The 22,460-nt window shown below is 58.9% G+C and carries 20 protein-coding genes and 5 pseudogenes; 8 read left to right on the top strand and 17 right to left on the bottom strand.

The window, feature by feature from the left end; genetic code table 11:
• Positions 1-501: 501 nt before the first annotated feature.
• Together ACOIX3_RS09720 and ACOIX3_RS09715 are read left to right on the top strand one after the other, a co-directional pair.
• A complete protein-coding gene (locus tag ACOIX3_RS09720) occupies positions 502-918 on the top strand; it encodes a GtrA family protein (RefSeq protein WP_420969531.1) in 417 nt (138 codons plus the stop codon).
• 404 nt (positions 919-1,322) lie between these two features.
• A pseudogene (locus ACOIX3_RS09715) lies at positions 1,323-1,832 on the top strand (transposase); the annotation flags it as partial.
• A 184-nt stretch (positions 1,833-2,016) separates the two neighbouring features.
• Here the strand turns inward: ACOIX3_RS09715 and ACOIX3_RS09710 are convergent.
• From ACOIX3_RS09710 to ACOIX3_RS09655, 12 genes and pseudogenes are all read right to left on the bottom strand, one after another.
• Complete coding sequence (locus ACOIX3_RS09710; protein WP_420969530.1) at positions 2,017-2,790, bottom strand: class I SAM-dependent methyltransferase; 774 nt, start codon at positions 2,788-2,790, stop codon at positions 2,017-2,019.
• An 858-nt stretch (positions 2,791-3,648) separates the two neighbouring features.
• The gene (locus tag ACOIX3_RS09705) at positions 3,649-3,843 is read right to left on the bottom strand and encodes a GDP-mannose 4,6-dehydratase (protein ID WP_420969529.1); all 195 of its coding nucleotides are present in this window, start codon (positions 3,841-3,843) and stop codon (positions 3,649-3,651) included.
• 399 nt (positions 3,844-4,242) lie between these two features.
• The gene (locus ACOIX3_RS09700) at positions 4,243-4,563 is read right to left on the bottom strand and encodes a hypothetical protein (protein WP_420969528.1); all 321 of its coding nucleotides are present in this window, start codon (positions 4,561-4,563) and stop codon (positions 4,243-4,245) included.
• Between the two features lie 223 nt (positions 4,564-4,786).
• Positions 4,787-5,551, bottom strand: a complete 765-nt coding sequence (locus ACOIX3_RS09695; protein WP_420969527.1) for a hypothetical protein — start codon at positions 5,549-5,551, stop codon at positions 4,787-4,789.
• A 60-nt stretch (positions 5,552-5,611) separates the two neighbouring features.
• Positions 5,612-6,394: pseudogene (locus ACOIX3_RS09690) on the bottom strand (IS5-like element ISBj2 family transposase).
• Positions 6,395-6,417: 23 nt separating this feature from the next.
• The gene (locus tag ACOIX3_RS09685; protein WP_420969526.1) at positions 6,418-7,578 is read right to left on the bottom strand and encodes a hypothetical protein; all 1,161 of its coding nucleotides are present in this window, start codon (positions 7,576-7,578) and stop codon (positions 6,418-6,420) included.
• Between the two features lie 815 nt (positions 7,579-8,393).
• Positions 8,394-9,614 carry an IS4 family transposase gene (locus tag ACOIX3_RS09680; RefSeq protein ID WP_420969524.1) on the bottom strand — a complete coding sequence of 407 codons (1,221 nt, stop codon included), beginning with the start codon at positions 9,612-9,614 and terminating at the stop codon, positions 8,394-8,396.
• A 536-nt stretch (positions 9,615-10,150) separates the two neighbouring features.
• A pseudogene (locus ACOIX3_RS09675) lies at positions 10,151-10,312 on the bottom strand (transposase); the annotation flags it as partial.
• 61 nt (positions 10,313-10,373) lie between these two features.
• Positions 10,374-11,714, bottom strand: a complete 1,341-nt coding sequence (locus ACOIX3_RS09670; protein WP_420969523.1) for an LLM class flavin-dependent oxidoreductase — start codon at positions 11,712-11,714, stop codon at positions 10,374-10,376.
• Between the two features lie 762 nt (positions 11,715-12,476).
• Positions 12,477-12,632: pseudogene (locus ACOIX3_RS09665) on the bottom strand (IS630 family transposase); the annotation flags it as partial.
• A gap of 19 nt (positions 12,633-12,651) precedes the next feature.
• The gene (locus tag ACOIX3_RS09660; RefSeq protein WP_420969522.1) at positions 12,652-13,389 is read right to left on the bottom strand and encodes a group II intron maturase-specific domain-containing protein; all 738 of its coding nucleotides are present in this window, start codon (positions 13,387-13,389) and stop codon (positions 12,652-12,654) included.
• Between the two features lie 6 nt (positions 13,390-13,395).
• On the bottom strand, positions 13,396-13,569 hold the full coding sequence (locus ACOIX3_RS09655; RefSeq protein WP_420969521.1) for a hypothetical protein: 174 nt from the start codon (positions 13,567-13,569) through the stop codon (positions 13,396-13,398).
• A gap of 435 nt (positions 13,570-14,004) precedes the next feature.
• Here ACOIX3_RS09655 and ACOIX3_RS09650 point away from each other — a divergent pair, with 435 nt between their 5' ends.
• From ACOIX3_RS09650 to ACOIX3_RS09640, 3 genes and pseudogenes are all read left to right on the top strand, one after another.
• Positions 14,005-14,169, top strand: a complete 165-nt coding sequence (locus ACOIX3_RS09650; protein ID WP_420969519.1) for a hypothetical protein — start codon at positions 14,005-14,007, stop codon at positions 14,167-14,169.
• Positions 14,170-14,440: 271 nt separating this feature from the next.
• A pseudogene (locus ACOIX3_RS09645) lies at positions 14,441-14,710 on the top strand (Dabb family protein); the annotation flags it as partial.
• A gap of 268 nt (positions 14,711-14,978) precedes the next feature.
• Positions 14,979-15,203 carry a hypothetical protein gene (locus tag ACOIX3_RS09640; protein WP_420971698.1) on the top strand — a complete coding sequence of 75 codons (225 nt, stop codon included), beginning with the start codon at positions 14,979-14,981 and terminating at the stop codon, positions 15,201-15,203.
• A gap of 323 nt (positions 15,204-15,526) precedes the next feature.
• On the opposite strand, the gene ACOIX3_RS09635 is transcribed toward ACOIX3_RS09640, so the two are convergent.
• Positions 15,527-16,300: a reverse transcriptase domain-containing protein gene (locus ACOIX3_RS09635; RefSeq protein ID WP_420969518.1), complete on the bottom strand. Its 774-nt coding sequence runs from the start codon at positions 16,298-16,300 to the stop codon at positions 15,527-15,529.
• An 80-nt stretch (positions 16,301-16,380) separates the two neighbouring features.
• Here ACOIX3_RS09635 and ACOIX3_RS09630 point away from each other — a divergent pair, with 80 nt between their 5' ends.
• A complete protein-coding gene (locus tag ACOIX3_RS09630) occupies positions 16,381-16,632 on the top strand; it encodes a ribbon-helix-helix protein, CopG family (protein ID WP_420969517.1) in 252 nt (83 codons plus the stop codon).
• Between the two features lie 140 nt (positions 16,633-16,772).
• Complete coding sequence (locus tag ACOIX3_RS09625; RefSeq protein ID WP_420969515.1) at positions 16,773-18,629, top strand: recombinase family protein; 1,857 nt, start codon at positions 16,773-16,775, stop codon at positions 18,627-18,629.
• 38 nt (positions 18,630-18,667) lie between these two features.
• Here ACOIX3_RS09625 and ACOIX3_RS09620 read toward each other — a convergent pair whose 3' ends face one another.
• Positions 18,668-18,922, bottom strand: coding sequence for a hypothetical protein (locus ACOIX3_RS09620; protein WP_420969514.1), 255 nt, complete (start codon positions 18,920-18,922; stop codon positions 18,668-18,670).
• On the opposite strand from ACOIX3_RS09620, the gene ACOIX3_RS09615 reads away from it, so the two are divergent.
• Entirely contained in the window at positions 18,921-19,088 is a 168-nt protein-coding gene (locus tag ACOIX3_RS09615; protein ID WP_420969512.1) for a hypothetical protein, read from the top strand. The two genes, ACOIX3_RS09620 and ACOIX3_RS09615, sit on opposite strands and share 2 nt — an antisense overlap.
• Before the next feature lie 78 nt (positions 19,089-19,166).
• Here the strand turns inward: ACOIX3_RS09615 and ACOIX3_RS09610 are convergent, their stop codons facing one another.
• The 3 genes from ACOIX3_RS09610 to ACOIX3_RS09600 all read right to left on the bottom strand — a co-directional run bounded on the left by ACOIX3_RS09610 (position 19,167) and on the right by ACOIX3_RS09600 (position 22,044).
• Positions 19,167-20,333, bottom strand: a complete 1,167-nt coding sequence (locus tag ACOIX3_RS09610; protein ID WP_420969511.1) for an acyl-CoA dehydrogenase family protein — start codon at positions 20,331-20,333, stop codon at positions 19,167-19,169.
• Between the two features lie 256 nt (positions 20,334-20,589).
• Entirely contained in the window at positions 20,590-21,435 is an 846-nt protein-coding gene (locus ACOIX3_RS09605) for a transporter substrate-binding domain-containing protein (RefSeq protein ID WP_420969510.1), read from the bottom strand.
• A 72-nt stretch (positions 21,436-21,507) separates the two neighbouring features.
• Positions 21,508-22,044, bottom strand: a complete 537-nt coding sequence (locus tag ACOIX3_RS09600) for an NAD(P)-dependent oxidoreductase (RefSeq protein ID WP_420969509.1) — start codon at positions 22,042-22,044, stop codon at positions 21,508-21,510.
• Positions 22,045-22,460 lie beyond the last annotated feature (416 nt).

The raw sequence follows: 22,460 nt of genomic DNA, 5'->3' as shown, positions 1-22,460 counted from the left end.
TCAGGTAATTCTCCCGGCCAACGATTCCCGCCTGAAGGAGACTCGCCGAGGATGGTCTCGTGCTTCCCCGAAAAGCCGCATCACGTATACGGTCGGCGCGCTCGAACTGTGAGGAACGACCGCGACTTTCACGAATGGCGCGGAGAGGGGGGAGTCAGCAACATCTTGGTGCCGTGAATCTATGTTATCTCACCCAGTCCGATGATGCGCGACTATGCTGGAGCACTTCAGTGGAACGCCGTCATCGACTGTTGGCGCCGGCAGGCGCGCAATGTGCGCGGTCGACCGCTACACCAAGAGGTTTGTCAGCAAGCATGAACTCCTTGAGCTTCCCGCGCTTCGGCGTTCAAATCCAGTTTGCATGGACCACCAACAACCTCACGGGCTCCAAGCGATGTTGCTTCGCGAAAGCCCGTTTCGATCTCGTGTCACCCCAGCGTCACTCCCTTGAAATCGCATTGCCTGTCCTGAGACGGGTGCGGTCCGCGCGAGGCGACATCTATGGTAAGTGACATTCGGGCCGGTGGCGCCCAGGGCTACAGGGGCGAGCGCACACCGGTCACTTTCGTCAAATTTGTACTGGTCGGTGCCGCTAACACGGCCTTCGGCTATGCTTTGTTTGCGCTTCTGTACCTGCTTCTCGGGTCTCATCAGCTTGCCATAACGCTCGCGACTATCTGCGGGATTGTGTTCAGTTTTCATTCTACCGGAAGGTTTGTCTTTCGCAGTCGAAGACTTTCGGCACTCCTGCCCTTTGTGGCTGGCCACGCAGCCGTCTGGCTCGCCAATATCCTGCTGCTGGACCGATTGACTTCTCTCGCAGTATCGCCGCTCGCCGGCCAAACCGTTGCCCTTCCGATTCTCGCTCTGCTCTCTTACGCGATCAATCGCTATCTTGTATTTGGCAGACCCCAGTGAAGACCATTTCGATCGTGACGCCGTATTTCAATGAAGTGCAGAGCATTAGGGATGCTTACGATGGAGTTCGATCGGCTTAGGTTCCCGCTTTCCTGTTGCTCTCGAGCCTGATCGATGCGCTGGCTGATTTCGTTATTGTCTGAGCTTCGACAGGGAGGTCGCAACAGCCCGGGACCGCCAAGGAAGAATAGGGCGACGATGAAGGGGTGCGGTGGAACCATGGTAGCCGGCCGGACTCGTAAATTACGGTCGTGTCCCAACTGATGGTGTAGCTCGGTAGAGCAAAGCCGCCTGCACGCGCGCCCCCAAACAGCGCCGTAGCGGGCGGGCGGCTTTGCGGTGGTCATCGATGATTCGTCGGTAGGGTCGGGTTGCTGACACCAACCTGATTCGAGGAACCACCGATGACCGACGAGATGATGAACCTCCGCACGCTCGTGGAGAAGACCCCTGATGCCGATCTGTTGCGCGAGATGATCGGCTTTGCCGCCCAGCGGCTGATGGAGCTAGAGGTCGAAGGCCAGACCGGGGCGGCCTACGGCGAGAAGAATCCCGAGCGTCTGGCCCAGCGCAACGGCTACCGCGACCGGGTCTGGGAGACCCGCGCCGGCACCGTCGAACTGCGCATCCCCAAGCTGCGCAAAGGCTCCTACTTCCCGGGCTTCCTGGAGCCGCGCCGCATGGCCGAGACGTTCTGGACCGCGTTCCTGCGCAAGCTCGCGCGGCGCGGCCTGCGCGGCGTCAAGCTGGTCGTGTCCGACGCCCACGAGGGCATCAAGGCCACCGTCAGCAAGGTGCTCAACGCCACCTGGCAGCGTTGCCGCGTGCACTTCATGCGCAACGCGCTGGCGCATGCCGGCAAGAGCGGGCGGCGCGTGGTCTCCGCCTTCATCGCCACCGCGTTTGCCCAGGACAGGCGGGCACGCCCTGCCGGAGGGACTGGGCTGGGCCGGCAGCGGGAGAGAACGAAAGCACGACAACTAGTCCCAAATGAAGCTACCGTCCCGGCACCCGCTCCTGCCTCGCATCAAAATCATCTGCCCTCTTCTTTACAATCTCTGATCGCACTTACCCGACGTGGCACAAGCCGCGGCGAATTTAAACTGCGCATCCAACCACAACCCGACTGCCCCCTGCGGGCCAGCGGACGCCCGCGAGCGCCATCCGAACCTCCGCTTCGAGTATGCCGCGAAATAGCCCGTTGATGGTAGGGTTTAACCTGAACTCGTAAACGTCTTCAACCGCGCTCGTTTTTCTGGGCTTCAGGCGGCTAGCCATCATCAGCGGAAACAGCAGTGAAGTGAAAGACGATGAAAACAGAACTTCGAAGCCGTTGCTACGCAGCTTCGCCTCTAGCTCGCCTCGGCGATAACGGCGCTGATGATGTACGATTTCGTCCGCGCGGCTCCATAGCCACGGATGCTGCGGCACGGTTATGATCGTTCCGCCTCCGCTTTTGGTGGCGGCTCGCAGACCCTTCAGAACCAGCTCATCGTCCGCAATGTGCTCCACCACGTCGAATACGCCGGTGAGATCGAAGATACCTTCGGCTGGAAGATCCCGTGCATCCATTTGGACAAATTCCACCTGCGATGGCAGACGTTTCCTCGCATGCTCAAGCCCTGCAGGATGTAATTCGGACCCGACTAGGCGATCCCACTTCCGGGATCCTGCAATCGCCCGCAGCACGAAGCCAGTCCCACAGCCTATTTCCATGAACGAACGCGCTCGCGGAAAAAATCGATCCACCAAACCGACGATCAAGCGGTTGCGGGCGACAAACCAGAAATGCCCGGCCTCGATTTTGGCGAACGCGTCGAACGCATCGGGATCAAATCCGCTGGCGGTATTCGCAAGCTCAGGCGCGAACATCGGAATTCCCTCCGCTTGTGGAACGACATGCGCACATCGGGGGCAACGCCAGGCGAGCGGCCAAATCGGTTCATCGTCCGCCACTGGTTCGATCGCATCACAGGCCAGGCAGCGACGGCCGGAAACCACACCTGTGGTCTTATGGATTCCGCGCCCAACGTCATTTATGTGCATTTTCTGGTAGTTCTCAGTTCGATCACCCCATGAATATACAGATGAGAGGATTAACCAGAATTTCTAGACCGCCAGATTGGATAGGACAGTCGCGGAGAGCAGTCCCACTCGCAAGAATGTCCATTCCGATGTTGATGGAGACCCCCGCGCTGGCATCGCCAAAGTCACCGGCGCACCAGCGGAGACTGAAACGCCGGGTTTGCTCAAGCGGCAAAGTCGCTCATACACACGATCGGCAATCCAGGCCACCGAGTGGGCTTCGGCTGGCCGAAATTCCAGGCATCAGCAAAGGCCAAACTATCGGTGAACAGGCGCTCAGCTAATGTAAGATATCCCGAATGGGGTTCGAGAACATGTTGCCACGGACGAATTGCGATCGGTGGGCGGATTTCTACAACTTCCCCGCTGCAATCGCGCGCAGGATATCGGGGATCAATCGATCCTGGGCCCAGTCGCCACCGCCGATCACATTGCCGGCACGGGCTGTGGCCAGCGCCACCGTACGGCCCACATGGCTGCTGAGCTGAAAAAAGAAGCACGGAAGGCCGAGGCTACAAGTTCGGCACAGGCCTTGCTGGTGCTATCGGAATCACGTCCGCCGAGTTGATCGTTTTCACGATGGCCCCAGATCTATTCACGGTTCTCATAGCACTTGTCGGAGGTGATGTTGAGCACGGCGCGGACTTAGTTCACATGGCGAACGGCCTGCAACAAGTGCACCACTCCCATGACATTGGTACGATGGGTCTCACAGGGTCTGGCATAGGAATAGCGCAGCAACGGTTGTTCAGCCGTGTGGATCACGATATCGGGCGCATCGCTACGAAGCGCGCCGACCAAGTGATCGTAGTTGGTCACGTCGCCAAGAATCGACTCCAAGCCAGCCCCAACGCGGGCGATTCCGAAGAGGCTGGGCATTGCGGGTGGTGGCGAGCGCGTAGCCGGCCACCCGCGCGCCGAGAGGTCGCAGCCACAGCGCGAGCCACGAGCCCGTGAAGCCCCCTGTGCCCTGTGAGAAAGATGCGCTTGCCTGCCCAGCAGGCGCTCATTTCTACCACACCTTCCGAGGAGCCTCGGTGTTAACCCAGAACGCGTCGAGGAACGTCTTGTCGCGCAGAGAATCCATGGATTGCCAGAAGCCGTGGTGCTGGTAGGTGGAAAGCTATTCCTGCTCAGCCAAGGCCGTGAGCAGCTCCCGCTCACAAATAGACAAATAGTGGTGTCATTTACTAGCAGGTCAATTACGTTCGGCGAGAGCACAAAGAAGCCACCATTTAATCATCTCCCCGCCCCCTGGGTTTTTCCTTGATGGTGGACACGGTGATCAGCGCGAATTTCGAGGGAGCCGAAACGGCCAGCCGGATAAGTAGCAGTTAGGGTGGCGAGCGTACCTTGGCGACGGTGGAAGGCGATCAATGCGGTTATATCGATGTCTCCCACACCATCACTATAGGTCAAACAGAAGGCGTCGTCATCGGTCAGATATTTGGCGACTCGCTTGAGCCGACCACCAGTCATGGTCTTCTCGCCAGTATCGACCAGCGTCCCGTTCCAAGGTTCGGCATGGTGCTGGTGAACCTCCATGCGGTTATTTGTCATGTCGAAGGTGACATTCAAACATGTGAAGGAAGTAGTTGGCGATGTATTTCTTTGGTCAGATAGCCCTTATGGCCACAGCAGATGACTAAATCGTTGATGCCATAGTGCGAGTAGATTGAGGATGTTGGACAGAATCGGCTTGCCGCCGATCTCGATAATGGGCATGAACGAAGGGGTTTCCTTGGAGACTCGGGAAGGCCACCCGCGAGGATCACAGCTTTCACTATTGGTTCCATTTCTGGCCATCCGGCCGTTGTCGCCTGGCTTCACGGCAGGATACCTCCGCCAGCGCGGCGGGGCGTACGGGCTTGAACAAAAACTGCCTGGCATTCGGAAGATCCCCGTGATTGACGGGGGTTTCGAATGTAGCGGCGGCGACATAGTCCGCCTGCCCGGCTCCAAAGGAGGCCATGACACTGGCTTGGTCAAGATGTCTCGGGCCCTCCGGCTCGATCAGTACCCACGATTGGGCCAGATCGGCGCAGTTCTCAAGTCCGAGTGTCTTTACCGCGACTGCGCTACTGCCGGGATATTCGTACCGACCGGGGTAACTCCCGATCAGATATGGTATACCGAGCGGTCGCGTCTCGAGCACATACAGCAGGCCCGGCGAACGGCCAGAAAGATCGAGCACCGGGGTACCGACTTCAAGACCGGCCGCACGAGCTTGTGCTCTGCCCGTGGCCAGATAGTCGTGGAGGGGTTGCGAGAGCACCAATTTTCCACCGCCCGGCAGGAGTGTGACGGCGGTATAAGCGCGCAGATCTTTGACCTGACGCAACGGCTGGAGGAAGCCAGTATTGACTACTGATGCAGTGAGCAACTGTGCCAAGACCGTCAGGGGCAGCAGGGTGGCGACGCTACGTTCCTGTTGTGCAAGAGGGCTCAGGAAGGCAACGGCCGCGAGCATCCAGAACAAGCCGGCGCTCGAACCGACGCTCCAGTAATTGCCATTGGTACCCAGCGCGGACAGGTGCGGCAGGATCAAAAAGTTTAGCGCTAAAGCGATGCCGGTGGGACCCTGGGTGCGCAGAACTAGGGTTGAGACTCAATTGAGCCAATATGCGACGAGAGCGGCGAGATGAACAGCGGCCAAAAAATTACGGCCGAGCTTGTCATATCGCGTGGCGATGCGCCGGAAGTCCTTGAGCCTGCAAAAGCAGCGTTCGATGACATTTCGTCCTTTGTAGGCGCGTTTGTTGAAGCGATGGATGACGACACGGTTAGATTTATTGGGGATTACGGGCTTGGCGCCGCGACGAATGATTTCGCCGCGAAGCTTGTCGCCATCATACCCTTTGTCGGCGAGGAGCACGCTCATGGGTGGCGCGAGCGCCAGGACATCGGGAGCCGCAGCGATATCGGCATACTGGCCTGGAGTCAGATGCAGGACGACCGGCCGGCAGAGCGGATCGCTCAGCGCATGGATTTTTGTCGTGCGGCCTCCGCGCGAGCGGCCGATTGCTTGATTGTGCTCCCCCCTTTTCCGCCGGAGGCACACCGGTGAGCTTTAATCGAGGTCGAGTCGAGCGACAGTACGACGCCGTCTTCGCCAGGTTTGGCCAGCGCTTCGAAGATTGCGCACCATCGTCCTCGCTTGGCCCAGCGATTGAAGCGATTGTAGATCGTCGTGTAAGGGCCGTATTCACGTGGACAATCACGCCATCGTGCACCCGATTGCAACATGTGAATGATGCCGCTGACGATGCGTCGGTCGTCGTCCCGATCCGGCCCCGTCAGTCCCCTCGGCAGATGCGGTTCGATACGCGCCCATTGCCTGTCGTTCAGCCAAAACAAACCATCGCGCATTCTCTCGCCCCCGAATCAACACGTAGGCAAGAGAATCACGTGTCGCTATTTAGGTACAGACCCTAGTCCCCCACGATAAAACATCGCACCAAGGCATGTGAAGGCCGGCACCAGGAACAGGGTCGAGGGCTTGATGGTGATCGGATGGATCCCTAGCAGCGCAATCGCTATTGTTACGATCAACACCGCAGCGAGAGCCAGCGATGGGAGGAACTTATGCTTAGAGCCCGTGAGAATGTTGAGCAGAAACGCTATCGCCACTAACAAAGTGATAGCGAGCTGGGAATGATCGGTGGCGAGCCAATCGATCCGAAACATGCGAGACACCTCGGGCCCGGCCCCCAGCAGGATTTCCATCTCAGCGCTGTTGACCATACGGGTGACCAGCCCCGTGATGCCGCCGTCGACCAAGTAGGCGGTAACGATCAGTAGAGCGAGAGCGACCAGCACCGCGCCAAGCACGGGCAGCAACGACTTTCGGCGCAAAACGACGACATGGAGCACAACGACGAGGGCAATGGCCGCAGCGGTGGTTGGCCTGGCCATGAAGCAGCACCAGCCGCCAATGCCGACCAGGATCCATCCCAGGACCTGGCGGATGTGCCCTAGTCGGTCGGCCAGCAACAAGCCGATCATCACCATCGAGAGCGATTGAAAGTTCAGTGTGTTGTAGTTGGGGGTATAGCGCGACAATCTGGCTGGGAAGCTTCCATCCAGATTGCCGCGCGGCATGGGGGTGAGCAGCGCGCTGAGGAACCAGGATTGAAAGGCGCCTAATGACAGGCTGGCGATCCCTGCCGACAGCACCGCCGCATGCGGCCAGCCCACTGTCCAGAGGCGTCGGATCACAAGGAAGCTGAGAATCCAGCCCAGCGCCATGGTGAGCGTGACGTTCGCCATGCGAAGCATTGCGATGTCGCCACCAACCCACTGATATGGCCAGTGATAGACGAAGCCGAAAAGTGACGGCGGGCTATTGATTGCGTAGGCGAATGGGTTCGCGATGGAGTTGAGGTAGAAACCTTCGTCGGTGAGATCGAGACCGTAACTGCTGTAGTATAGCAGCCAAGCGAAAAGGATTGCTGTGGTTACGCTGGACAGAGTCAGCAAGGTCCGATCCGGCAAGACTGACAACGTCCTTCCCTGGACAAAGTGGTTATCTTTTGGCATAGGCTCCTTTCTGCCGCCCTCGTAGACGTCACCCATTCCGATGGATGTCGGCCTCAAGGAGCTATAGCTAACCTGAGACCCGCAATCTCCTCCCACAATTGGTAGAGTCTATCACCTCGAAGTGGGATGGACATGGTCGCCGATCCGGTTCACGGAAGAGATGCGGTATTCGGTCCCCGATCGCCTGACCTATTTGCCGAGTAGCCGCCTTTAGCTGACGATCATGGACCGATTCCATCCAAAGGAGTAAAGTCATGATCGACGTCGGCCTCGATGCTTCGCCGAGGTCTTAAGCTCGGTGGACGAGACCGGAAGGCTTATTCAGGAGGAAACGGCGCTGGCGATGCGCCATCGACCACCGCCGGCGATCACAGGCTCATGAAGTTGACCAACATGCTGGAGCGTCTCAACGGGGATCGGACAACGCACATATGTCGTAAGAATGTCGCAAGAATTTCACTGGATCTGTTGAAGGAGCAGGAACGTGTGCGCTGGCAGCATCAGGGCTGTTTACGTTGAAATCGACATCTGGCTCGTGGCACAAAGACTTCGAAAAGATCGCTTCAGTCGATTTTCATAAAGCCCCGCATCCGAACCGAATCCGCCGGCACGTGACGCATATGCAGTTGAGCTTCGTCGCTTTCTTGGGGTGGATTGGCCAGGACAACGTTCCGCGCGCCGCCATCCGGTATTACAAGACTGGTGGGCCTTCGACCGATCAACAACATAGATGGCATCGGAGCGCTACTTCTGCGGGATAGTGGCGTGTCCAGTCATACGCCTATGTCTTCAATCTCCATCACACCGCGCAAGGCGGCCTTCGTCGGCTTACGATTACCCACATTTCTGAGTCAGAGTGTCGCTCCCGTTGCGATATCGATGAATCGCGATAATCCGCGCCACATGATCAGATTCCCTGGTGGCGGATCGTTGGCGCGGGCGAGATAGCCGCCGAGCCTGGCGATCTTGATGAGATACTGCGACAATGTCTTTCGTTGTGTGCTGACTGGCTTCTTGTCTTTGACGAGCCGATCAAGCAATTGGATTTCAGCTTTGGTCAGCACAAATTCCGGTGAGGCATTTGGCGCTGCACGATTGAGCATCGTCATCCAAAAAATGCGCCAGCTCACAATGCAGAACACCGAGATCAGATTCGTCAATCGCTGAGCAGTCCGCAGTTGCGAGTCCTCTGCCCTGCATCCGGATTTGAGTATCTTGTGGAAGACCTCGATCTTCCATCGCAGGGAATACCATTCGAGTTTCTCGATCGCATCCCCGCGCGATTGCACCGGAAGATCGGTCAGGAGTTTCCATTCAATCTTCTTTCTGTTCTTTGGCGCTCCTCTTTCGTCAGCGTGGATCACTGTCAAAGTCAAAGCTGGATACCGCGACTGCTTGCCTATCGGTGGCAGAATACGGATTTTACGATACCGGATTTCAAGAACAGCCTGGTCTGGATTGCCCTTGCTATCCTGGACTTCGATCCGATGGAGACCTTTGACCACGACCTCGTCCATTATCGTTGCAACGGTATGGTCGCCATCGCCTGCCAGGCGATTGACACAGGTCCTTACCAAGAAATGCGTTCCAACCTCTTGGGCGGCGCAAAACAATTCATAAATATCGGCCTCACGATCACCGATATGGATGCACTGCGATGGCTCCTCGAAAAGCTCCGTGGATTGCTTGAGGTTCTCCAGCCACCGAATGCTCTCCTTGGTTTCAATGGGGATCCGTGTCAGGTTGACCTCGCGCCTGAGCGCAGCGACCCCTCTGAATTTCTTTCTGGTCCAGAACTTCACGGCGCTGAGCCCCAGTGGAAGCCCCTCGAGGGTCACCGCAAGGCTCGAATGCATCAATATTCCGCATGTCGTGTACGTTTGGGGTTTTCCGTCCAATCTTCGAGAGTTGCTTTTGGGGATACGCTTAATCATCCCGATCAGATCCGGGCGCTCTCTTTGATAGGTGAATTCGGTCGTATCATGCAGGACAAGAACAGGCCCTTTCGCAGCCGCGATACGTTCCCGCGTTGATTTAAAATGACCAGACAGGATGCGGGGGTTTCCGTTCACAACGTGCTGATCGCGCTCCGAGCGATATGGGCTGTGGTTAAAATCTCCTTCGAAAGTCGGAATGATTTTGACGATCGCGTATAGGTTTTCCCGCGGCTAACATGGATTCGAGATGGGCCCTACCTGGAGGATCCCGATCCGCTAGCCGAGTCGCTTCCTTCAGCTGGGCCTCCACCTGTAGGTGTCCGGCGGCGTTGAAGGACGTGAGCGCCTCGCAGAGCTGCTCCTGGCCGACGGCCACTGCCTGGTGTGTTCCGAGGCTTCGGACTTGCGGACAGCGCCCGTCCGCACTCGGACGGGCTTCTGGCGCTCGCTAAAGGCGCCGAAGCTTGGGTGAAGCTGTCGGGGATCGGACGCACCCCAGATGGTTGGGCCAAGGCAGCAGCCGGCAGGCTGCTGGAAGAACTCGGGGAGGCACGGGTGCTCTGGGGTCGGACTGGCCGCACGTAGCGGCCGCGACGCCGGCGCGCCGTCCGCGCGATCGGAGCCGCAGAGGAGCCAGGCTTTTCGACCAAGAGAGATGCTGTTAGCCCCCGCTCCAGCCGCTTGGCCTCCGAGACCTCCATTCCACCGAACTTGGTCCTGATGCTGGCATCGCTGACGCCATGCTTGCGGCACAGATCGGCGACCGACACACCGGCCTCATGCTCCTTGAAAATCCCGAAGATCTGCTCTTCCGAAAAGCGGCGGCGCTTCATGCTCCGGTCCTTGCCGTGGGCCAGAACGAACTTCAAACTGAGCTAAGCGCGTGGGGGAAGATCACCCTCGTCTGAACTGATTGAATGGCCGCTTGAGGCCGAGGTTCTCTCTTAATGTTTGTCCGGAGTATCTAGATCTGAATTTGCCGCGTCGACGCAATTCTGGAACGACGAGCTCGACAAAGTCGTGGAGTCCGCCGGGAACGGTCGCCGGCAATACGTTGAATCCGTCAGCCGCACGTTGATCAAATGTATTCACCATAGCGTCGGCAATTTCGTCCGGTGTACCAACGACCATCAGATGGCCACGGCTGTCCGCCACCAGCCGGATCAATTGTCTCCAGGTGAACTGATGGCGAGCGGCCAGATTGAGCAGCACCTCTTGACGGCTCTGCATGAAATTCGTCTGCGGTAGAGTCTCGGGAACCAATGAGTCAAGATTCAGCGAACGCAGGTCGGTGACGAACCCAAGGAAACGATCGGCCACCCCAATTTGAGCGTCCATGGTCGTATAGGATTGTAGTCTTTGAAGCTTCTCAGATGCCTCTTGCCTAGTCTTCCCAACAATCGGGACAAGGCCCGGCATGACTAGCACCTGATTGTCCTCCCGCCCAAGTGCGCGCGCCTGCTCTTTGAGAGCCGAGTAGTATCGTTTACCGTTCTCTAAAGAAGGTTCGGCGGTGAACACTACCTCGCCGAATTCTGCAGCGAACCGTACTCCGACATCTGATGCTCCAGCCTGAACCAACACGGGATAGCCTTGAGGTGGCCTCGCGATATTCAGGGGGCCTCGGACGGATAAGTAATTCCCTCGGTGGTTAATCAAATGCAGCTTCGCGGTGTCGGCGTAAATGCCACTTTGCTTGTTGCGAATGAAAGCGTCGTCCTCCCACGTGTCCCAAAGACCTTCGACAACGTGTACGAATTCTCTCGCTCGAGCATATCGCGTGCGATGATCTGGAAGTTCATTTTCGCCGAAATTCGGGGCTTCGAACTTAAATCCCGAGGTGACGATGTTCCAGCCCGCTCGTCCGCGCGATAGATGGTCAAGTGATGCGAACATACGCGCAAGATGATAGGGCTCGTTGTATGTCGTCGTCGCTGTCGCGACAAGCCCGATGTCTGGTGTTCTCGATGAAAGCGCCGACAACAGCGTGATTGGCTCGAACCCATCGTTTCGGCTTACACGTGCTATGTTTGCGTGATCTTGTTCTGCCACGCTTGGGCTATCCGCGAGAAATACGAAGTGAAATGCCGCACCTTGCGCAAGTGCTGCAAGATGGGCATAGTGGTCGATATCAACTCCGCCATTCGCTGGCACGCTCGGATCGCGCCACGCACCTTCGTTATATCCTGCCTGAATGAGGAATAGTCCAAGCTTCATTTCATCATTACGTTGCATGCCATGTCTTCCTTTGAATTGGACTATCCTCGCCTGCTGCGTTCATTTGGTGCGAAGCCAGTGTTGAGGGGCTGCTCCGACCGAAACGTTCCAAGGATAATCAAATCTCACACGTATTGGTTCGCCTGCTCTTTCGAACCAATTCTCTTGTCACGACCACCAAGCTACTAGCTTTCCCAATCGCCCGGCCAATTTACCGCGATGGACGCCGGTCAGCCCCGGCAATCGGGAAGAGTGCCAGATGACCTTTGAAATCCATCGATATCCGAGGGTTTCTGGAAACGATCGCCTGTCTCTTTCTGTGTTCGATCCGGGCCTACTCAGGACAAGCCGGTTCGTATCCAACGAGGGCATTGGCAAAGCACGTTGTGGTTGACTATGCATGCCGAACTCCTTGTGACGTTTTGACGGCTGGCCCGACGCTCATGATGAGGTGACATGCTTCGCTACTCGAGATCAATTGTTAGAGTTGGTAGTTGACCCGGCCGTTGTAGGTGGCGTAGCGATAATCGCAAGGTACTCGATCGTTGCTCGCAAACAGTAAGAACTCACGCGTCCGACCGGTTAATGCGCGCCCGTCGAGTTCACGGAGTTGATCGACTTTGAGCTAATGACATCCCGCCACACGCGCCATTGCTCTTTGACACTCTGGATGATGTCCTCGCACGATGAAACGACGATCGGTGACACACCTTGGACCTGGCCTTCCAGTACCTACTTCCCGTTGCGAACGATCTCCCCGATAGAGCCATCTTCGAACACTCTGGCGATCGACCGGGTGCTGCGCCCGTCCGCCGCCAACAGAACTATCCGCGCCCGCTTCAAATCGCGCTGCAACGTCACCGGCGAGCGACAACACGCCTCAAGCACCTTGCGATCTTTCCTCGAAGGGTGGACTTCTCTTGCTTTGGGGATCATCCATATCTTGAGTCACGACTCACGATCCAAGAAAAGTGGGTACTAGACCCCGCCCGGCGTCACTTCTGGCGAGGGCGCCCGCTGTCCCTTGGTCTACCCGTGCAACACTCTGTCGTCTGAGCGGCTCGAACCTCTGCCGAACGCGCGAACCGCCGTTAAATGCGAGCAAGCGGTCAGCGCCTGCAGGCAACGACGGTCGCTGAATTTTTTGCGACGCCCTCAGTGTAGTAATGGGCCTCTCCATCGTGACTCTCGGATCGGCGGGGGAGCGATCTCTCACTTTTGAAGGGACGTCCGGGCGGTTCGGAAGGCATGATTCCGGCGGGTGTTCAGGTTTACGTGACCAGCACGCTGGTCGACTTCCGCAAGACAACGATGGGCTTGATGACGCTGGTGCGCGATGGTAGGGGCCGAGTAGAGTCGAGAGCCGCGGTTGCTTGGGCCGTGCGGCATCGCCCCGTTTCCCTTCCCCGCTCATCAAACCGGTTGCTGCATCCGGCTTTCCGATTGACTTCATCATGAGGTACGCGGCGACATTTCGCGCCCGCGACGGAGGCGCAGCACCCCCAATTCCTCGTTGACAGCCTCGCGAGGAAACCGTTTTGTGCCGCGCCCCGGCATTTATGTAGATTGCATAGGAAGTTGCGCACACCCGATCATAGACGTGATCGTCAATCGTCTGGTACGACGATGCGAGACCGCCATACGAGAAGTACGCCGACCAACCGCGTAGGAGGCGGTTCAGTCGGATTTGCACTTCAGGCTAGGCGCCCTTGTTGCCCGGCGTCTGCAAGTTGCTGACTTTAGTTTTGATCCGCTGCACACTCTTCCTGGATGGAGCCGCGCCAAGATACCAACGACCACCTTCAGGAAAATGGCGGGGTCCCAGCGTGTAGCCAAGAAAATCGAAGCTTTCTTGCCGAGCATCTTTCGCCAAGGTCTTCGCCTCGTTGAGCGACCGCGTCCACTCAGACGCCAATGCTTCAGGAATCGGTTCATGTAGATTGCGGAAAGCAGCGAACTCGCGACACCCCCCTGGAGCGTACTGCGCTTACGGCCTTTGCCACCACTCTTCCGGTCCCCTTTGACAGAGTTCGTCTCGAGGCATGGTCGCTGGAGATAGGACGTCTGGCCCAGCCTCGCTTCTGTGCCAGCTAACTAGTTTGGTTAAGAGCGTACCTACTCCACCTTTGGAAGCGGTCGCCTTTGCTACAGGCGGTCGAGCCAGCGGTCACGACGGCGAGCCGGGTGGCGGCCGAACTCGTTACCAGGGGCAAGCTCGACATTGCCACGGGGACGTTCACCGCCGCGGCTACCTTTGCCTATTGCCGGATAAAAAAGCCGCAGTTTGCGTATGTCATTGCCTATGCCGATGGACTTCGTCATTCTCAGCCGCGGTCACGCGGAGGGGACGCTGACGTGGACAAGAGCAGTGATGACGGCACTTGGGCTGGCACCTGAGATCGTGATCCGCTATTACCTCACCGGGGAGCCGGACTTCGTGTTTATGATTGCCGCTAGAAGCATGGACGAATGAGGAGTTCACGCGGCACTTCCTCTACGCCAATCCAACATCAAGGCTTCAAGACTCATCTCATGATGGACTGGGCCTAAGACGCGTTTCACTTTGTCGATCGAGGCGACCACTTCCGATGACGGCTGAGGGCCGGCTCAGGTCCCGGGGCGGGAGCGCGCGCTCGGCCTCGACCGCCAGCGCACGGGGCAGACGCTCCAACAGCGACGCCAATGCTGCGATCGCCACGCGGCATGCCGCGATGGTGTTGCAACGAGCTCGATCCCAAGATAGTTATGCACGCCGGCTCGAAGTTGCTCGCAATCGCAAGACCGACCAGCTCGGCAACGATATCGACGTCGTGGTCTACGGTGAGTTCGACAGCGAGATGGAGCTCGCAGCTTACAAGGCGTATAATCTTTACCAGGAACCGATCAGCCGGGTACGACCACTCCGGGAGCTGCGGCTCGCAGCCGACTACAATGTATCAACGGATACGCGTTTGGGCTCAACGGCAGCGATAAACGCGGTTGGTCGGCGCGGCGGGCCCATTGGCGGGGGCTAGTCTGATAATTTGTCTCAATAGCTTCGGTCCAGGACGAGCATCGCTCTCGGTGGGATTGGGATCGCAATCGGGAGCGTCTCGCAGCATGCGAACCGTTGGCGACTGAAGGCCCGATGTACGTCCGCGAGGTACAGTGGATTGAGCCTGTCACAGCGATGCGATGTCTCGCGAATCGCGCGCACCTCAAATTTCTCGATAGCGCAGCAAGGCATGACTTGCTCGGGCGCTATCATATTTGACGTCCGACCCATTCAGCACCTTTAGGGTAGTGGATGGACAGGCGAATTGTAACGGAGAGCCTCTTGAGGGCCACTCGTGGGAAGCTCTTCAAACCCTTCTCGCCGAGTATCCGCAAGCGCATCGCCCCGATCTCCCGCCGTTCCAGGAAGGTGCGGCCGGTTTCCTTGCTTACAATTTGAACAGGACACCGGAGCAATTGCCGGCGCCGGCAATCCCCGACAGCCTTACTCCAAGCCATCCTGCACTTCTATGACGTGGTATTAAGCTACGACCATCGCGACGATAGATGCTGGATCGTTTCGACCGGATGGCCGGAGCAGGATCCCGTACGTCGCGGCGAGCGTGCACGCCGTCGAGCCAAAAAGGTTGCAGCACTACTTGCCAGCCCAAAGACACCGCCGGATTCCTCCCCCGGCTACGTGGGCGCATGGCATTCGAACTTCAGCCGTGAGGATTATATTGCAGCAGTGCAGCGCGTCATGGTCGTGGTCGAGTAGCTCAGCCATTCGGCTTTCGTCCTCACAGATCCGGGCGGGCGGCTTTCCCGCACCCGGCTCTTCCCGAGAGTAACCCGCGTCATATCGGCACCTGCGCCCAAGTGCGAGTGATGCGTGGAACGGGCAGACGGAAGCGAGCCGTCAGGTTTTCGAACTCCGACCAACCCATGCGCCGGCTTTTCTGACTACGCCGTCTCAGACAGCGCAGCCAGGTCCGACGCACTTCCCGGTAGAAGCCGTTGAGCGCCGGATAGTTGTGCGGTCTGCCATAGTAGCCGTAGTGTCCACGCAGAACGGCGGCGAGCCGCTCGTGTTGCGTGGCCAGTGGCGCGTGCATGAACCGCCGGACCTCCTGGCGCAACGCCGTCAGCTTGCGCGTCAGGCGTTTCCCTTCCGTCTTGTGCTTCACGATGAACCGGCCATCCCGGGTCCGCCCGCAATAGTGGGTGAAGCCGAGGAAGGCGAAGGTTTCGGGCCGCCGCTCGCCGCGCCGCCGTCGTGAGAGGGCCGCGAACCGGCCAAACTCGATCAGCCGCGTCTTGTCCTCATGGAGCATCAAGCCAAGGCTGGCCAGCCGCGCCCTGAGGGCCAAGAGCATTTCCTGCGCACCTGCCTTGCTCTCGAAGCCCATGACGAAGTCGTCCGCATAGCGCACGATCACGATGCGACCGCGTGCGCGGCGACGACGCCATTGATGGGTCCAGAGATCGAGGATGTAGTGCAGGAAGATGTTGGCAAGGAGCGGGCTGATGGCTCCCTGAACGCAAAAGATAACTTCCGCTTCGAACGGGCGATTGTGGGCTGGCGTGGACGGTGCGTGGTTGATTTGAGACGCAAAAGGTAATACCCACATGTCAGATGATTCGTTCGACGCGAGTGCAAAAGGCCGAACGACTGAGAGCCGCGCGGCGCTTGCTCGCGGACGAGATCGGCATGGCGGAGGCCACTGTGGCTTTATCGCGCACGTTTGGCTTGTCGCGACGACAAGCCTATCGCTACCTCGAACTGGCGCGAGCGGGTGCGCCGCCGTTGGCGGCCGAGAACTCGGTTACGATCACGCTCAAAATGCCGGAAAGCCTCGCGCGCGGTCTGCGTGCTCACGCAACAGCGCGCGGCGTCACGACAAGCGAGGTCGTCAGGCAGGCCGTGGCGGCTTTCCTGGTGGTGAAGCGCAGGCATGGTTGAGCAGCGACCGATACGTCGTGCCATCCATCTAGAGTTCGCATTCGATCGGCTGCTCGCTGCCAAGCTCGAACAGGCTTACGACATTCTGGTTCCTGATCGGGTCCGGGTGGTGGGCAGCGCAAAGGTGACGGGAGCAGACGATGAAGACGGCAGCAATTTACGCTCGTGTATCGTCGGACAAACAAAGGGAGGAGAACACGATCGCCAGTCAGACGGCGGCGCTGGTTGCGTTCGCCCGCGCGCGGCAATTCGAAGTGCCGAAGGAGTGGGTCTTCGAGGACGACGGCTATAGTGGGGCGAACCTAATCCGTCCCGGCCTTGAGCGGGTGCGCGATCTTGCTGCCGAGGGGCTGATCGAGGCCGTCCTCATCTATGCGCCCGACCGGTTGAGCAGACGATACGCGCACCAGATTCTCTTGATCGAGGAGCTCGCCCGCGCCGGCGTCGAGACCCTGTTTGTGCGCGCGCCGCGCGGTTCGACGCCTGAGGACGAATTGCTCGTGCAGTTCCAGGGAATGATCGCGGAATATGAACGAGCCCAGATTCTGGAGCGCTCGCGCCGCGGCAAACGACATCGCGCTCGTCAGGGCGAAGTCAGCGTACTGAGCGGCGCTCCGTTCGGGTATCGTTTTATCCGCAAGACAGATCACTCGGCTGCGTACTACCAGATCGACGAAGAGCAGGCTCGCATTGTACGGTGGATGTTCGAACTATACACCGTTCAGGGGCTCAGCATCGGCGCCATCGCTCGCCTCTTGAACGAACAGGCAATCCCCACCTGCAAGCGACGCGGTCGGTGGGAGCGCTCGACGGTTTGGGGAATGCTGCGAAATCCGGCGTACAAAGGCCAAGCCTGCTTTGGTAAGACGACGCTTGCACCGCGCCAACGGATCACGCGGCCAATACGGATGCGTGGCGGCATTGCCACTCGCAACAGCGCCAGCCACGAGCAGCCGCGAGGGGATTGGATCACGATCGCCGTGCCGCCGATCGTCAGCGAAGAGACCTTTGCGCTCGCGCAGGAGCGGCTCGAGACCAACAAGACTCATGCGCCGCGGCGGACCGTCACGCCCAGCGTCGTGCAAGGTCTCGTAAGCTGCGCCAAGTGCGGCTACGCTCTCTATCGCACATCGACGCGATCGAGCGCACGCGCGATCCACTATTATCGATGTCTCGGCTCAGACGCTTGGCGGCAACTATCCGGCCCCGTTTGCAGCAACCGTCCAGTGCGTCAGGATCTTCTGGACGGGGTTGTTTGGGCGGAAATCGTGCGGCTGCTCGAAGATCCCGAACTCATCCATAACGAACTCGACCGACGGCTCGCAGCGGCGCGAGAAGCCGACCCGACCAAACGCCGTGAGGAGGCTCTCCGCCGCGATCTCGTTCGCATCCGCAAGAGCATCGATCGCTTGCTCACCGCCTATCAGGACGGCCTTCTCTCGCTGGACGAACTGCGCGAGCGCATGCCGAACTTGCGGCGGCGCGAACAAGCCGACAACGCCGAACTGCAGGCGGTCGTCGACCAGTCAGTCGACCGTGCAGCCTACCTGCGCCTCGCTGAAACGCTGGCCACGTTCCTTACGCGACTGCGGTCGTCGGCGGGAACCCTCGACGTATTGGAACGCCAGCGCGTCCTGCGGCTTCTCGTCAAGGAAATCCTCGTCGGCGACGACAAGATCATCATCCGGCACTGCATCCCTTTGCCCATGGCACCGGGGGACGGCCCGCCAGCCGGCAGTGCGGACGCTGCACTGCCGGCTACGCAAAGTTACCTTTTGCGTTCGAGGAGCCATGCCCGCTCCTTGCGGCGTGCCCCTGTCCGTCTCTTGCCTCTCGCCGCTCTCAAGAACGCCAGCCCGCAGCCACAGCTCGATGAGCCGTTGGATGCGTGGATCGGCGATCCTGTGCGCCACCATCCGCAACAGCCACTCGTGGTCGATGGTGTCGAAGGAAGCGGCCACAGACTGCCCATCGCCATGATGTCCCAGCTTCGGTGACGATCACGCGCACGCGTCACGCATTCGAAGGTCAGGCGTTAGCCGTGATCGGCAGCATCAGGCGGCGCGGCATCCACTATCTCCTCACAGTTCTGCCGGATGGCAGTCGCTCGTTGATTCCGGCGAGTTGGACCGATTGGAAGGTTGAGCCGCTTGGAGGCGCGCCGCCAATCGATGCCGATGACGCTGTCCACGATCTCGGCAGGCTCGGTGATTTGCTCCACTTGCGCAAGCTCGTCGACGCTCTTTGCATCCGGGGTGCCGAGTCGGCGCCGGGCAAGGAGAGCCGCCATGCAATTGAACCTAGACTTTTTCGATCAGCGCGATGTTTTACCAAGCGCGCCAGTCGCGTGGGAACAAATCGACGAAGCCGCCCGCATGGCGGCGATCGAGATTCTGGCGCGCCTCATCTCACGCCTGGTTCAGAACGGCCCGTCGACGGAGGCAAGCGATGAATGAGCGCGTCAAGATTACGTCAAGTCATCTCTCTCGACAGGCCGTCGTCAGGCTAACGATTGTCCGGCAGATGGCTCGAGATCAGTACGACCTTGCCAGGCCCAACACCTTCTCGGCGATGAAGCTTAGCGCAAGTTGCGGGCTCACCGGGGCAATACGCGGAATCAGGACCTCGCGTAGATAACGCTCGACGTGGAATTCCTTGGCATAACCGAAGCCGCCATGGGTCATCACAGCCTGCTCGCAGGCCTGGAAACCAGCTTCCCCAGCGAGATATTTGGCGGAGTTCGCCGCGGCGCCGCAAGGCATGCCCTTGTCATATTGCCAGGCTGCCGACATCACCATCAGCCACGCCGCCTCGAGCTCGATCCAGTTTTTCGCCAGCGGATGCTGAATCGCCTGGTTCTTGCCGATTGGCCGGTTGAAGACGATGCGGGTCTTTGCATATTCCGCCGCGCGCGATAGCGCGAGCTTACCCAGCCCCACCGCTTCCGCTGCGATCAATATGCGCTCCGGATTCATACCCTCGAGAATGTATTCAAATCCCCGCCCTTCCTCGCCAATGCGGTCCTCCATGGGGATCTCAAAATCCTCGAAGAACAACTCGTTGGAGTCGACGATCTTGCGGCCCATCTTTTCGATCTCGTGGACCTTGATCTGCTTTCGGTCGAAATCGGTGTAGAACAGACTGAGCCCGTGGGTCGGGCTCTTCACCTCGTCCAGAGGCGTGGTGCGCGCGAGCAGCAGGATCTTGTCGGCGACTTGCGCGGTTGAGATCCAGACCTTCTGGCCGTTAACGATATAGCGGTCATGTTTCGTAATCGCGCGCGTCTTGAGCTGGGTAGTGTTCAGTCCGGTGTTCGGCTCCGTTACTGCAAAGCAGGCCTTCTCGCGTCCTTCCACCATCGGCGGAAGCATGCGCCGACGTTGTTCCTCGCTTCCGAACACCACGACCGGATTAAGCCCGAACACGTTGATGTGCACAGCGGAAGCGCCAGACATCCCGCCGCCGCACTCGGAGATCGTTCGCATCATAATGGCAGCTTCTATGATGCCGAGACCCGATCCGCCGTAAGCCTCCGGCACGCAGATGCCGAGCCAGCCGGCATCGGCCAACGCCTTATGGAAGTCGTGGGGAAAACCACCTTCGCGGTCCTTGTTCAGCCAGTAGGCGTCGTCGAAGGCGGCGCAGATTTTGGCAATCGCATCGCGGATTGCTTCCTGCTGGTCGGTGAGTGCGAAGTCCATGGATGCTTCTCTCTCTCTCTCTCTCTCTCGCTCTCTCTTGGTTCTTAAGTAGTTGCGCTGACTTGCGACACCTATGGCCTGCGGCCAATAGCCGAGCGCAGCGCCCCAGCATGCCGCGGAGCACTGACTTCTGAGATTTTCGGAGAGCGCGGCAGCGGAACTGTCTTCAATCGGAGCTCAGCGCTTCATGCGCATTGCTCCGGCATCGACCGAGTTCACTGCGGCCCTCACCGCCTACGGAACTTCCGGCGAAATTTCAAGGTTTACCATTGATCATTGCCTTCCCAATCGAGAAGTCCTCGGTCATGTACCACTTCCGCAGTAGCCGATCATACGTGCCATCAGCGATGATGGCAGTAAGTCCTTTCTTGACTATCTCGGTGAGCTGCACGTCGTCCTTCCTGAAAGCCCATCCGTACATGGGCTTGATGCCTGCATGCTTTCCGAGAATCACGTACTTGTTGCCTTCCAAGGAATTCTGGTAGGTCAAGCCTCCGCCGCCCAAAATGGCCGCCTCGACGCGCCCCTGGTTGAGCATCAGCTGTGACTGCCCGCCGCTATCGCTGGTGACGATGATGGCCGCGGGCTTCCCAGCCTTAACGCAATACTCGTCGCTCCAGATGCGGACACCATCGTTCATGAAGACGCTCGAACGCGTCACCGCAACACGTTTTCCACAGACGTCCTCTGGTGTCTTGGGGTGCTCACCGTCACGCAGCGTATATATATACTGCGGTTCGTACGCGTAGTTGACGAAATTGACGGTTTGCTGGCGTTCTGGCGAAGCGACCATACCCGAACCCGTCATGTCGCTCTGGCCGGTCTTGAGCGCTGCAAAACTGATCAGCTGCGGAAAGCTGGTTTCGATCCAGTTGATCTCGAGCCCTACCTTCCCAGCCGCAGCGTTAAGCGTGTCGATGTCGAACCCGGTGACCTTGTTGGTCGCGGGATCCTTGAACGACCAAGGAGGATAGGCGGTGATCGTCTGCGCATTGATCACTTTCTTCGGCACTTGCGCGTGCGCAACACTCGTGATGAGACCAAATGCGATAGCGAACACACTACAAATTACGAGCCGAAGCCGCGTCTGTGCAGGTGACATCTTCGTTTCCTTCAGGTTGAATGGGTGCGATCATGGGATTCACAAGCTCGAAGCCCCGAATTCACTTAAGTGCTAATAGCCCAGGTCGAGATTAACTTCGCGTCGGATCGTGCGGCCCAACGCGAAGTCGGAGATATTCTCGCAGCCAAACTGCAGATGACGCTCAAGCACATCGTCGGTGTTGCCGCGCTCGCCCAAGGAGCCGATCACGTTCGGGAGCTTGTGAACCTCCAGGCGTGACATGTAGCCGATGGGGAAGGACTGCCTGAATTCGTAGCGGGACCAGACATCGGCGGCGAAGCCGCGAAGGCGCCCCGTCGTGAGCGCCTCATGAGGCGGCTCCTCCTGAATGCACTTGCCCCGCGCGACGTTCACAAGAACGGCGGTGGGCTTCATCGCATCGAAATGCGCCTGGCCAAAGAACCGGATGGTTTCCAGTGTGTTGGGCGTGGCAACAACGACATAGTCGCACTGGGGCAGGATGGAAACGAGCTCGTCCACGCCGTACATCGCATCCACGTTGTCGGCCGGCGCACCCTTGTTGCGCCGCACGCTTAGCACGCGCGCTTTTGGCGTGCCACGCGACGCGGTCGCCGATGCTGCCGACACCGATGATGCATAGCGTGCACTCCGCCAGCATGCCGGAGCGCGTGTCGGGCTCGAACGTCGGGATGATGCGGCGCCCATCCACCACCAGGGCCTTGTGCTTGTCGCGTGTGTGCTTGGCCAGCGCCAGCAGAAACATCGTGGCCTGTTCCGCCACCGCGATGGCATTGGCCCCGCGTGTGTTCGGCACCTTGACGACGCGCTGCTGCAGCAACGTATGGCAAGGTCGTCGATGCCCGAATGCAGCCAGCACAGGAACTTAAGATTCTTCGCCGCCTTGATGAGACCGGTGGGAATCGAACAGCCAATGAATGCATCGACCTCGCGCGCCCTCGGGGCCTCGAACAGCGAGAAGAATTTTACCCGGAGCACGCGGATTTCCGTTCCGCTGGGAACGGCGTCTCGCATGTAGGCCAGTT

This window comes from Bradyrhizobium sp. B120, assembly GCF_049075665.1.
Taxonomy (GTDB): domain Bacteria; phylum Pseudomonadota; class Alphaproteobacteria; order Rhizobiales; family Xanthobacteraceae; genus Bradyrhizobium.
This window is presented reverse-complemented; position numbering and strand designations above follow the sequence as displayed.

Coding starts and splice junctions, on each gene's coding strand:
- ACOIX3_RS09700 (WP_420969528.1), bottom strand. CDS start 4,563: ATGACAAATAACCGCATGGAGGTTCACCAGCACCATGCCGAACCTTGG.
- ACOIX3_RS09630 (WP_420969517.1), top strand. CDS start 16,381: ATGGCGGAGGCCACTGTGGCTTTATCGCGCACGTTTGGCTTGTCGCGA.
- ACOIX3_RS09650 (WP_420969519.1), top strand. CDS start 14,005: ATGGACTTCGTCATTCTCAGCCGCGGTCACGCGGAGGGGACGCTGACG.
- ACOIX3_RS09670 (WP_420969523.1), bottom strand. CDS start 11,714: ATGCAACGTAATGATGAAATGAAGCTTGGACTATTCCTCATTCAGGCA.
- ACOIX3_RS09635 (WP_420969518.1), bottom strand. CDS start 16,300: ATGTGGGTATTACCTTTTGCGTCTCAAATCAACCACGCACCGTCCACG.
- ACOIX3_RS09625 (WP_420969515.1), top strand. CDS start 16,773: ATGAAGACGGCAGCAATTTACGCTCGTGTATCGTCGGACAAACAAAGG.
- ACOIX3_RS09615 (WP_420969512.1), top strand. CDS start 18,921: ATGCAATTGAACCTAGACTTTTTCGATCAGCGCGATGTTTTACCAAGC.
- ACOIX3_RS09710 (WP_420969530.1), bottom strand. CDS start 2,790: ATGTTCGCGCCTGAGCTTGCGAATACCGCCAGCGGATTTGATCCCGAT.
- ACOIX3_RS09620 (WP_420969514.1), bottom strand. CDS start 18,922: ATGGCGGCTCTCCTTGCCCGGCGCCGACTCGGCACCCCGGATGCAAAG.
- ACOIX3_RS09605 (WP_420969510.1), bottom strand. CDS start 21,435: ATGTCACCTGCACAGACGCGGCTTCGGCTCGTAATTTGTAGTGTGTTC.
- ACOIX3_RS09720 (WP_420969531.1), top strand. CDS start 502: ATGGTAAGTGACATTCGGGCCGGTGGCGCCCAGGGCTACAGGGGCGAG.
- ACOIX3_RS09685 (WP_420969526.1), bottom strand. CDS start 7,578: ATGGGTGACGTCTACGAGGGCGGCAGAAAGGAGCCTATGCCAAAAGAT.
- ACOIX3_RS09610 (WP_420969511.1), bottom strand. CDS start 20,333: ATGGACTTCGCACTCACCGACCAGCAGGAAGCAATCCGCGATGCGATT.